At 32.5% G+C, this 12,543-nt stretch carries 10 protein-coding genes and 1 riboswitch; of the genes, 5 read left to right on the top strand and 5 right to left on the bottom strand.

From position 1 onward, the window contains the following. Positions 1–48: 48 nt before the first annotated feature. Positions 49–151, top strand: a riboswitch (TPP riboswitch). A gap of 132 nt (positions 152–283) precedes the next feature. The 5 genes from thiD to LN736_RS09260 all read left to right on the top strand — a co-directional run bounded on the left by thiD (position 284) and on the right by LN736_RS09260 (position 4,169). After that, positions 284–1,084, top strand: coding sequence for a bifunctional hydroxymethylpyrimidine kinase/phosphomethylpyrimidine kinase (gene thiD / locus LN736_RS09280; RefSeq protein WP_150357172.1), 801 nt, complete (start codon positions 284–286; stop codon positions 1,082–1,084). A 39-nt stretch (positions 1,085–1,123) separates the two neighbouring features. Further along, entirely contained in the window at positions 1,124–1,933 is an 810-nt protein-coding gene (gene thiM, locus LN736_RS09275; protein WP_179977851.1) for a hydroxyethylthiazole kinase, read from the top strand. Continuing rightward, on the top strand, positions 1,924–2,535 hold the full coding sequence (thiE, locus tag LN736_RS09270) for a thiamine phosphate synthase (RefSeq protein WP_150357174.1): 612 nt from the start codon (positions 1,924–1,926) through the stop codon (positions 2,533–2,535). The genes thiM and thiE overlap by 10 nt, the downstream gene beginning before the upstream one ends. Positions 2,536–2,706: 171 nt before the next feature. Then, a complete protein-coding gene (locus LN736_RS09265) occupies positions 2,707–3,510 on the top strand; it encodes an amino acid ABC transporter substrate-binding protein (protein ID WP_150357175.1) in 804 nt (267 codons plus the stop codon). A gap of 20 nt (positions 3,511–3,530) precedes the next feature. After that, positions 3,531–4,169 carry an amino acid ABC transporter permease gene (locus LN736_RS09260; RefSeq protein ID WP_150357176.1) on the top strand — a complete coding sequence of 213 codons (639 nt, stop codon included), beginning with the start codon at positions 3,531–3,533 and terminating at the stop codon, positions 4,167–4,169. 24 nt (positions 4,170–4,193) lie between these two features. Here LN736_RS09260 and LN736_RS18970 read toward each other — a convergent pair whose 3' ends face one another. The 5 genes from LN736_RS18970 to thrC all read right to left on the bottom strand — a co-directional run bounded on the left by LN736_RS18970 (position 4,194) and on the right by thrC (position 12,439). Next, complete coding sequence (locus LN736_RS18970) at positions 4,194–4,316, bottom strand: hypothetical protein (protein WP_268253824.1); 123 nt, start codon at positions 4,314–4,316, stop codon at positions 4,194–4,196. An 86-nt stretch (positions 4,317–4,402) separates the two neighbouring features. Further along, positions 4,403–5,644, bottom strand: coding sequence for a peptidase T (pepT, locus tag LN736_RS09255; protein WP_229981433.1), 1,242 nt, complete (start codon positions 5,642–5,644; stop codon positions 4,403–4,405). Between the two features lie 63 nt (positions 5,645–5,707). Beyond that, positions 5,708–9,418, bottom strand: a complete 3,711-nt coding sequence (addA, locus tag LN736_RS09250; protein WP_179977853.1) for a helicase-exonuclease AddAB subunit AddA — start codon at positions 9,416–9,418, stop codon at positions 5,708–5,710. A 36-nt stretch (positions 9,419–9,454) separates the two neighbouring features. Then, a complete protein-coding gene (locus LN736_RS09245) occupies positions 9,455–10,528 on the bottom strand; it encodes a sensor domain-containing diguanylate cyclase (RefSeq protein WP_150357928.1) in 1,074 nt (357 codons plus the stop codon). Positions 10,529–10,948: 420 nt separating this feature from the next. After that, positions 10,949–12,439, bottom strand: a complete 1,491-nt coding sequence (gene thrC, locus LN736_RS09240) for a threonine synthase (protein WP_150357927.1) — start codon at positions 12,437–12,439, stop codon at positions 10,949–10,951. Positions 12,440–12,543: the final 104 nt, after the last annotated feature.

Here is a 12,543-nt window from a genome sequence, read left to right as displayed (position 1 = left end):
AATTGATTTACAAATTTTTATCAAGGTAGTATAATGAGTTTAAAATAAAATAGGCTGTGGGGGTGCTTTATATAGCTGAGAAGAGATATTCTCTAACCCTTTGAACCTGATCCAGATAAAACTGGCGTAGGGAAGCAATTTCACATGACTTTTGATTTTTATTAGGTGTATGCTTTTCCGCATACACCTTTTATATTTATACGGTGTCTATCACTGCCAGCACTCCTAGCTTCTTTAGAACCTTGGAGTTGCTTAAACAAATACAAAATTAGAGGTGTTTTTAATGAAAAAAGTATTGACAATTGCAGGTTCTGACAGCTCAGGTGGTGCGGGAATACAAGCTGATTTAAAAACCATGAGTGCACTTGGCGTGTATGGAATGAGTGTAATCACTGCCGTTACAGCCCAAAATACTATAGGTGTACAAGATGTACTGGACGTAACTCCTGAAATTGTGGAGGCTCAAATAAGATCCATATTTGACGATATCGAAGTAGATGCAGTAAAAATCGGAATGGTTTCAAATAGTAAAACCATATCTGTAATAAAAAAGCTCTTAATAGAATATAGGGCCAAAAATATAGTACTCGATCCGGTAATGATATCAAAAAGCGGATATTCTCTCTTAAAACCTGAAGCAGAAACAGCAATAAAAACTATGGTAAATGTTGCAGATGTAATAACTCCAAATATTCCAGAGGCAGAAGTTCTCAGCGGACTAAAAATTAAAAATGAAAAAGATATGGAAAGTGCAGCTTTTAAAATAAAAGAACTGGGTGCAAGGAGCATACTCGTAAAGGGAGGCCATAGATGCAATGATGCCAATGATATTTTGCTTCACGATAATAAGGTATTATCCCTTAAAGGTCATAGAATAAACACTAAAAACACTCATGGAACAGGATGTACTTTATCTTCCGCTATAGCTTCCTATTTAGCCAAAGGACACAATATTGAAAAGGCAGTAAACCTATCAAAGCAATATATAACTAAGGCAATAGAAAATTCATTTCCCATTGGTCATGGAGTTGGCCCTGTTGGACATTTTATAGAAGTTTATAAAAAAGCCGGTATAACTTTTTAATAGAAGAAATTATTTTTAAACTTAAAGGGGGTTAAAAAATTGAACAATATAAATCTAGACAAAGTAACAAAAATATTATCAGAGGTTAGAAATAAAATACCTCTTGTCCACTGTATTACCAACTATGTTACCATAAATGACTGTGCAAATATTCTCCTATCTTATGGTGCCTCCCCTGCTATGTGTGAGGCCTATGATGAGGTTTTTGATTTTGTCAAATTATCATCTGCCCTGTACATAAATTTAGGAACTCTTAATAAAGAGCAGGAACAAGCCGCAGTTTTAGCCAGCACTTCTGCAAAAATCCATGATATCCCCGTAGTATTAGATCCTGTAGCCTGTGCCGCCGTGCCAAAAAAAATTCAAGTTATAAACAGAATACTCCAGGTTGGAAAAATTGATGTCATAAAGGGAAACATAGGAGAGATTAAATTTTTGGCAGGACAATCCTCCAATGTAAAAGGTGTAGATTCCTTTGATACTGGAGAAGGTGCCTTAGAATGCTGCATAGCTTTATCTCAAAAATACAAGTGCACAGTTGCTGCCACCGGTAAAAAGGATTTCATAACAGATGGTAAAAGAAGTGCTGTAATTGAAAACGGCACAGAAATGTTTACTAAAGTTACTGGATCCGGTTGTATGCTGGGTGCCCTTTGCGGAGCTGCCTGTGGAGCATCTGAAGATAAATTCACAGCTACTGTAAATGCCATACTCTCAATGAATATAGCTGGAGAAGAAGCCTTTAAAGCAGCAAATACACCTGGAAGCTTTAGAGTTAAGCTCATAGACTGCATATATCAGTTAAGTGAAGAAAAATTAAAAGAAGGTGCCAAAATAGTATGGAAATAGATTATAGTCTATATTTGGTTACAGACAGAAGTTTTTTAAAAAATATTGATCTATCCAAAGCTGTAGAAGATGCAATTTCAGGCGGCGTCACTTTGGTTCAGCTAAGAGAAAAAAACATTTCCACAAGGGAATTTTACAAATTAGCACTGAAGATTAAGGAAGTTACTGATTATTACAAAGTTCCTTTCATAATAAATGACAGACTGGATATAGCTCAAGCTGTAGATGCAGATGGTGTACATCTTGGTCAAAGCGACATGCCCTTAGTCGCAGCCAGAAAGATATTGGGCAGAGATAAAATAATAGGAATATCTGCAGGTACTGTGGAAGAAGCTGTAGATGCACAAAAAAATAGTGCAGATTACATTGGAATAGGAACTATATTTTTCACTGGAACTAAAAAGGATATAGATACGCCAATAGGTATAGAAGGTCTACGTAAAATATACAATAGTATAAGCATACCTGCTGTTGCCATAGGTGGAATTAATGAGCAGAATTTCAAAGATGTATTATCTACTGGAGTGGATGGCATCTCCGTAATTTCTGCTATCTTAGGAAAGAATGATATAAAGGCTGCTGCAAAAGCTCTACTTAAATAGTATTTATTAAAAGTTATCAAATGCTGATTGAATTGTAGTCAAACTACAATTCAATCAGCATTTTTTCACACTTAACAGCTCTATATACTTTTAATTTATCAGTTTACAAATTTACCACGGTAAATTATAATATTTATTGTAATTGATTTATATAAAAGGGAGGCAATTAAAATGAAAAAAAAATTAAGTATTTTAGCAATCATGGTATTTATTGTGACATCAATATTTTCAGGATGTGGACAATCTCAAAAAACAGATACATCCTGGGATGACATAAAATCAAAGGGTAAATTTGTAGTTGGCCTAGACGACAGTTTCCCCCCAATGGGATTTAGGGATTCAAAAGGTCAAATCGTAGGGTTTGACATAGACATGGCCAAAGCCGCTGCAAAGAAAATGGGGGTAAATGTAGTCTTTAAGCCTGTAGAATGGGATGGTATTATTCTCAGTCTAAACAACAAGGACATAGATGTTATATGGAACGGTCTAACCATAACAGAAGACAGGAAAAAGCAGATATCTTTTTCAAAAGTATATCTTCAAAACAAACAGATAATTGTAGTGAGAAACAACTCAAATATAAAGACTAAGAAAGATTTATCAGGTAAAACCGTAGGACTTCAACTTGGGAGCAGCAGTGAAACTGCATTGAAGTCGGATACCGCCACTTCAAAATCCTTAAAAGAAGTGAGAAAATATTCAAATAATACAGAAGCTCTACTGGATTTAAACCAGGGACGTATTGATGCTGTTGTGGTAGATGAGGTTGTCGGGAGATATTATTTACAGAAAAAACCCGGATTATATAAAATACTTGATGACAATTTTGGGAAAGAAGATTATGGTGTTGGTATTAGAAAAAGCGATGCAGCTTTTAAAGATAAGTTAAATGAAGCACTGGATTCTATGAAGAAAGATGGAACTGCAGATAAGATATCCCAAAAGTGGTTCAGTAAAGATATAATAGCAAAATAAAAAGTTAGGATGTGATTTAATTGGATAATCTTATGGACATTACAGGATTTATATTAAAGGGAAGTCTAATAACTGGAGAATTATTTCTTATAACTGCTGTATTTTCCATACCTTTAGGATGTATAGTAGCAATAGGTAAAATATCTAAAATTAAGCCACTAAAAACTATATTAAGTTTGTACACCTGGGCTTTTAGAGGAACTCCTCTACTTTTACAGCTATTTTTTGCCTATTTTGGTCTTCCTGTAATTGGCATAAGACTATCTCCTCTAGCTGCTGCCGGACTTGCTTTTACTATAAATTATGCTGCATACTTAGCAGAGATATTCAGAGCTGGTATTGAATCCATAGACAAGGGTCAGTATGAAGCTTCCAGGGTCTTGGGAATGAGTTATTACCAAACTATGACAAAGATAATAATTCCACAGGCTACCAGAAATGTACTTCCTCCTGTTTGCAATGAAAGTATAAATCTAATAAAAGATTCTGCATTAGTTGCAACTATTGGAGTTGGGGATCTTTTAAGAGCAGCAAAGGAAGTAGTGACCCGTGATTTTACCATTACTCCCTTTATAATAGCTGCTGTAATATATCTAGTTATAACTTCAGTTTTGGTAATTGCCTTCAGGCACCTGGAAAAAAAATATTCAATCGATTAATTAATTGTAATGAGAATCACACCTTTATCTACTACTAACATGGTGTGGTTTATCTTTTTTTTCATGTTCATCCTCATTTTCCAGGCACTCCCTTAAGCACTCTTCTATTATATCAGTTGTTACTTTAAATTCATTATTTTCCTTCATCCATACCCCTTCCATTGAAAATACTGATTCATCAAAACAAAAATCCAGTTTTTTTATATCTTATATTGAATATAATATTATAAATTCTAAAAAGAGTTACTATAATTTTTTTCAGTTATCTGGGCTATTTTAATTATAATCTGTACTACTTTTTCCATGGAAAAAGCCGGTATATATTCAAATTTGCCGTGGAAATTATGTCCTCCTGTACATATATTAGGGGTTGGAAGTCCCATGAAAGAAAGTCTTGCTCCATCGGTACCCCCTCTAATTGGTACAACTTTAGGTTCTACATCAACTTCCTTCATGGCCTTAAAAGCTATGTCAACTATATATTTCACAGGCTCAATTTTTTCTTTCATATTCTTATACTGTTCTTCTATTTTAACATCTATAACCTCTCTGCCATATTCTTCGTTTATTTTTTTTACACATCTTTCTATAAAATTTTTTCTGCCATTAAATTTATTCTGATCAAAATCTCTTATAATATAATTAAGTTTAGTTTCATCTACATTTCCTTTCATTGAAACTAGATGATAAAATCCATCATATCCTTCCGTAGATGCCGGAATTTCATCTTTAGGAAGCATATTTATAAATTCACTAGCTATGAGCATTGAATTTATCATTTTCCCTTTTGCTTCACCAGGGTGTACATTTCTTCCAGAAACTGTTATCTTTGCAGAAGCTGCATTAAAATTCTCAAATTCCAGTTCTCCAAGGGCTCCACCGTCCACTGTATATGCAAATTTAGCATTGAATTTTTTTACATCAAAATGATCTGGTCCTCTCCCTATCTCTTCATCTGGTGTAAATCCTACTCTTATATCTCCATGTTTTATTTCTGGATGTTCCGCTAAATACTCCATTGCAGCCATTATCTCTGCAATACCAGCTTTGTCATCTGCACCTAATAAAGTTGTTCCATCCGTAGTTATAATTTTCTTACCCTTATAATTCTTTATCTCCGGAAAATCTTCGGTACTTAAAATTATATTCTCCTTTTTATTTAAAATTATATTCTCGCCATTATAATTTTCTAATATATGGGGATTTACATTTCTTCCTGAAGTTTCAGGACTGGTATCCATATGGGATATAAAACCGATTGTTGGAACTTTTTTATTTGTGTTGCCAGGTAACGTAGCCATAACATAACCTTTTTCATCCAGGGATATATTCTTCATATTGAGCCTTGACAATTCTTCTGAAAGCTGCTCTGCCAACTTCAACTGCTTTAAAGTACTCGGCACAGTGCTGGATTCCTCATCAGAGCTAGTATCAAACTTTACATATCTCAATAATTTATCTACGGCATTTTCCATACAAATTCCTCCAATAAAATAAAATATCTGAACATAAAAAGTACTTTATAATTATATTATTATTTAAATTTCTAATATATTATCGTTATAAAATAGATATAAATATTTATTTTTAACCTTTTTACCCGTAAGTTTTTCCAATGCCCGTGCATAATAATAAATTTGAATTTTATATTTCTCTCTCATATTCTCTAAGCTTTCTACATAATCTGTCTTGTAATCCAAGAGCACTAATTCATCTTTCTCCTGAAAATAGCAATCTATTACGCCCTGTACCAGCACTTTCTCATTATCATAAATTTTTGAAGGCAGTTCTTTATATATTTCACTGCTGCCTACTTCCATGTAAAAGGGAACTTCTCTATACAAATTTTCTGCTCTTTTCATTCTTTCACCAATAGAAGAATTAAAAAATTTTAATATTTTTTGTATTGATATGGATTTTGCCTCTTCTTCAGTTATAAATTCTTCCAGCACCAATTTGCGTATCTGCTCTTCTATTTCCGAATAGGAATTGACTTTTTTAATATCAATATGCTGCATTGCCAAATGCATAACCGTTCCTTTTTCCGCTGCAGTAAGACCTCTACTCCCTTTTAAAAAGAGTGGTTTTTTTAAATATACGGGTTCTATAAATTCCACACTATCTTCTCTATCTATAAGATTGAATCTTCTCTTCAATTCCGATACTGAAAATTTGGCAGGTATTTCAGAAGCCTTTTCATATTTATATTTCCAGTTTAGTCTTTTATTGACCTCTTTTGCACATGTCTTCTTACAAGAAATTTTATCTAAATTTTTGATCCATTCCGTTATATCATCTCCACGGACTTCTCCAGTAGATATGCCTTTTATAAAACTATCCATACCCTTAATATACATTTTCCATATGGATTCGTCCTCTTTAACTATCCAATTTGAATTATTTTGGGAACCTGCAATATCCCTGATAGGTTTTCCAAAAGGATGTCTTGCAATTGCTGGTCCTATCCAATCTAAAAAGTTTTTAGCATTCATAAGAGCATATTCTGAAATTTTAGATTTACTATAAGAAGCATACTCACACCACTTTTTAGCTGTTTTTTCAATGTCCCTCACCATTCCTGTTATTATAAGCTTCTCTTTTGCCCTGGTAAAAGCTACATATAATATTCTCATCTCTTCAGAAAGAGTCTCAATTTTTAATTTTCTCTTCAATACCTGCTTCATAATCGTAGGATAGGATATATGTCTTTCAATATCTATACAATCTGGCCCAAACCCTAATTTATCATGGAACAACAAACTTCTATTTATATCTATTAAATTAAAATTTTTCCCTGCTCCCGACAATATTACTATGGGAAATTCTAAACCTTTACTCTTGTGTATGCTCATTATCCTGACCACATCTTCATTTTCCCCGAGAACTTTTGCACTTCCCAGATCTCCACTGCTGCTTTTAAGTTTATTTATAAAATTTATAAAATTAAAAAGCCCCTTATAGCTGCTTTTCTCATACTGCTTTGCCCTTTCAAACAGCATCCTCAGATTTGCTTGCCTCTGAACTCCTCCAGACATAGCCCCTACAAAACCATAGTATCCCGTCTCTGTATAAAGATGCCATATAAATTCATCTATGGGCATATATATAACTTTTCTCCTCCAGTTTTCAAGCCTCTTCAAGAACTTTACAACTTTACATTTCAATACATCATCTATGCCCTCCAGAGAATATTTTGAGTTTGTGCTTTCCTCTGCCACTGCTTTGAGTACCTCATAAAAGGGTGCTTCCCTGTTTACCATTCTCAAATCCATAAGTTCTTCTGGCAAAAATGTTTCTATAGGTGATCTAAGTACTGCTATCAGCGGTATATCCTGTATTGGATTGTCTATTATTTCAAGAAGTGACACTACAGTTTTTATTTCAACGGTATCAAAATAACCTGTCGAAGTATCTGCAAATACAGGTATCCCAAAATCATTCAACTGTTCCACAAAAGTTGATGCCCAATTTCGAGTTGCACGCATCAATATTACTATATCCCTGTACATAACATTTCTATAGCAATCCATTTTACTGTCATATACTTTAAAACGCCCCTCAACTGATTTTGGGTTCACCAATTCATTTATTTTCCCCGCCACCATACGGGCTTCCACTTGAATGTTATCCAACATTTCCTCATTATCCAGCTCCAATCCTGACTCAGCTTCCTTTTTGTCAGCCATATAGATTTCTATGGCTCCCCCAGATTTCCCACTGCAATCTTTATATTGAGCTGAACTTATCAGGCATTCGTCATCATTATAATCAAGCTCCCCTACTTCCCTGCACATTATTTGCTTGAATAAATAGTTCACACCATCTATTATCTCTTTCCTGCTTCTAAAATTTTCAGATAATTTTATTTTTCTATTTCTACTTCCCTTTCTTTCAGAATAGGCATCATATTTTTGTAGAAATAACTCCGGTTTTGATTGTCTAAATCTATATATACTCTGTTTTACATCCCCTACCATAAATAAATTTGCATCTTGATCTTTTCTGCTTATCATATTTATTATAACTTCTTGAACTTCATTACTATCTTGGTATTCATCTATAAATATTTCCTGAAAATATTTTCTATATTCCAGGGCAACCTGCGAAGGTATTTTATGTCCCATATCATCCATATCTGTCAATATATCAAGACAAAAATGCTCAATATCACTAAAGTCCAGCACTCCTCTCTCCCTTTTTTTATCATAATATCTGCTGCTGAAATCCATCACAAGAGTTACTAGACAGTTAATTCTAGGATACACCTTCTTCATATCTTTAACTAGATTATCTGAATTTAAAAATATGCTTTCCCTTATATCATTTAACTTTTTCTTCACTTCATCTTTTATATCTCTAACACTCTTTTTTATACTTTCTATATCATCTCCTGTTTTTTTACCAGGAAGCTTATGAAATTTCAATTTCATAAACTCCTTCTTCATTTCATTCCATGAATTAGTTTGAAGTATTTTATCTATACTTTTAATATCATCTTCAAAAGGACATATATAATGTTCCAGACCTATAGTGCTTTTAATTATCTCCAGGGCATTTTCCATTTTATCTCTATAGCCGCCGACTTCTACATTCAAATTATGTATTAACATCTTAGCCCACAGAGTATCTTCGAAATTAAAATTTTCCCCCACATTGAAATCTTCTGCAGCTTCCTCTAACCATTTTTTAGGCCAGGGATTACTTCTTGAAAATTCATACAGAGATATAATCATATTTTGAAGCCTTATATCATTTTTGTCCCTGAAGCTATCCACCAGCTTTAAAAATTCACTTTCTGCATCCTGATATTTTTCCTCCAGAATTTCTTGAAGTGCATCTTGTTTCAAGAGTATGGCCTCAGTATTGTCACACACTCTAAAACCTGGATCTAAATCTATTAAATGAAAATTGCTCTTTATAATTTTAAGACAAAAAGAATGAATAGTCATTATATTGGATTGATTCAACAAGGCCAGTTGCTTTTGAAGATTCTTAGAATTGCAGTTCATCTCCAATAACCTTGAAAGTGCTTCTCCTATTCTCTCTTTCATTTCGGAAGCTGCTGCGTTTGTAAATGTAACAACCAACAACCTATCTATATCTACATCTTCATCAGTGTTAGTTATCTTCTGTATTATTCTTTCCACCAACACTGCCGTTTTACCTGTTCCAGCTCCTGCTGCTACTAACAAATTGCATTTTTGTGTAAAAATAGCTTCACGTTGAGCTTCAGTCCACTTTTTACTCATAGGTATCATTCCTCTTTATCAAATACTGTATTAAAATCAATAGACTACCTTATTCTTTCCAGAATTCTTTGCCTTATATAAATTCATATCTGCTTTTCTTATGACATTCTCGACATTCTCGATATTTTCATCTTTATTATCAGATATACTTATTCCTATAGAAACTGTGACAAAGCATAATTTTCCATTATATTCTACAGGTTCTCTTTCTATAGATTTCCTTATACTGCTCATCCTATTATATACATCTAACATTTCTTTAATATCATACATATATATTATGATTTCTTCTCCCCCATATCTGGCTACCATATCTTCTTTTCTCAGGTTATCTTTTATAATACTACTCACCCTTTTAAGAACCATATCACCACATTGATGTCCAAAAGTATCATTACAGTTCTTAAAATTATCTATATCCACCATTATGATGGCAAAACCCCTTCCACAATTTTTTATTTTCTCCTGTATAGCAGAGAAAAAATAGTTTCTATTAAATAAATTCGTGAGAAAATCTCTCTGAGAATTTTCCTTTATTTTATTGTAGAGTCTATTATTTTCTATACATATGGCAATTTGATTGCTAAGAGCAGATAATAACTTTATACTGCCCTGATTTAAATAATTGTATATATTATGTTCTACTAAAATAGCTCCCAAAAGTTCTTCTTTCAAGTATATAGGCATAAATAGAGAAGAATGTACCTGAATATCGCTGCCCATGCACATATTGTCCACAGAATTAGCTAAACATGGAGTTAATTTGGACAACTTATGTTCATTATATTCTCTTATTTTAAAATGATGATCCGTATTGTACAAATTAGTACATTTTAACTTTAATTTTCTATTCTCAAGAAGATATACACTAGAATAATTCACCCCTAAAATCCCTATCATTATATCATTTATCTTAGAAATTATCTCATCGCTGCCAAGGCATTTATTTATATATTGACTTATCTCTATTATTGAAGATAACATATCCAGTTTTTTATCCAATTCCCTAATCTCTTTATTCTGCTTTTGTATGGTTTCTTCCGCTAATTTTTGATAGCTTTCATAGTCACTTTTAAGTTGATTATATCTCTCCAATAATGATATAAACATAAATCTCTCCTCTATTACAATCTATTTAACTTAAATATGAGCAAAAACTGATTTGAACCCAAAAATTGTTTATTATATATACAATTTCATTAAATTATCGCTTTTTACAATAATACCAGTAAAAGTATATATTATTAGTAAAATTTTTCCTTTAAAATATAAAAATACATTGCCCATAAATAAATATAAAAACATACAACAAGCTTATATCTAGCTATTTCTATTTCATATTATACTACTCATTAAAGGTATATCATAGCATTTTCATATAATACTTATCGCGAATTTATACCGTTATTTTACAAAATTTAGCTATGGTTTTATGTTCAATATTCATTATTGTTTAATTTTTTACAATATATAAACAAAATTTACCAAATTATTGTTGAAGATAATCTGGTAAATTTTTATATTGAAATTTTATTTTAAAAACTTTCTCACTTCAGATTCCATTTGCCCCATTTCACATACAGTATTATGTATAATTTCACGTTTATTCAATTTCTCTATAGGCTTAGGGATTTTAAGATCAGCTGCCTTACTCATTACCTCTATAAGTTCAAAATCATCTACCTTATTATATTTGTCATCCAAAGCACCCATTACAGATCTGGTAAACTTAAAGGGACTCGCAGTAGAAACTATTACGGTCTTAGTATTATCATGAGTCTCCAGTAAATATTTTTTATATACAGAATAGGCAACTGAAGTATGAGTATCCATAAGGTATCTATATTTGTCAAACACCTCTTTTATGGATTGCCTTGTTTCTTCATCAGTGGCAAAACCGCCATAAAATATATTCATTCTGCTCTTCATGTGTTCGCTAATTTTATATCTCCCAAATTCATTTAAGTCATTCATAAGCTCCTTCACAGTAAAAGCATTTCTGCCGCTTATATCATATATAAATCTTTCTAAATTACTGGATATCAATATATCCATTGAAGGAGATATAGTAACTAAAAACTCTCTTCTAGCATCGTAAATTCCACTATTTAAAAAATCACTCAGCACTTTATTTTCATTGGAAGAACATAAAAGTCTATTTATAGGCAAGCCCATTTTTGTAGAGTAATAAGCTGCAAGTATATCTCCGAAATTTCCTGTTGGAACTGCAAAATTTATTTTTTCTCCGAACTCTATTTCCTTTCTCCGCAGAAGTTCCATATAGCTGTAAAAATAATATACCATCTGTGGTATCAGTCTTCCAATATTTATGGAATTAGCCGAAGAAAACATATATGATCTTTTATTCAGTTCCTCTTTTAATTCAGCGTCATTAAAAATCTTTTTAACTTCTCTTTGAGCATCATCAAAATTCCCCTTTATGCCAAGGACCTTTACATTCTTTCCTACTTGTGTGATCATCTGTTTCTTCTGTATATTACTTACCCCTTCTTCTGGGAAAAATACCATGACTTTTGTTCCATCTACATCTGAAAAGCCCTCCAATGCTGCTTTCCCTGTATCGCCGGAAGTTGCAGTAAGTATAACTATATCTTTATGCAAATTCTGCTTTTTAGCTGCAGTTTTCATTAAGTAAGGGAGAAGGCATAATGCTATATCTTTAAAAGCCAGTGTCGGTCCATGAAATAATTCTAAATAAAATACATCTCCCTCTTTGTTTAAAGGAGTTATAATATCTTTTTCAAATTTATGATCATAAGCCATGTCTATACATTCTTTCAATTCTTTTTCATCAAAATCTGTAAAGAATTTTTTGTTTATGTACAATGATAACTGTTTAAAAGTCATTTGTTCACAATTTTTTAATTCTTCTTTACTAATAAATGGAATACAGTTAGGTACAAGCAATCCTCCGTCTTCAGCTATGCCTTTTAATATAGCCTCAGATGCAGTTAAATTCTCATTTAAACCCCTCGTGCTATTATAATAAATTTCCTCCAAATTGTATCACTCCTTTTAAATTGTATTTATTTAGTCGGTTGCAGAATGCTGCAACCATTGATTTTACTAACTTTTTTAACTCTTTAATTATATATTTCACTCCA

It is taken from the genome of Clostridium aromativorans, assembly GCF_020908015.1.
Taxonomy (GTDB): Bacteria; Bacillota; Clostridia; order Clostridiales; family Clostridiaceae; genus Clostridium_B; species Clostridium_B aromativorans.
This window is presented reverse-complemented; position numbering and strand designations above follow the sequence as displayed.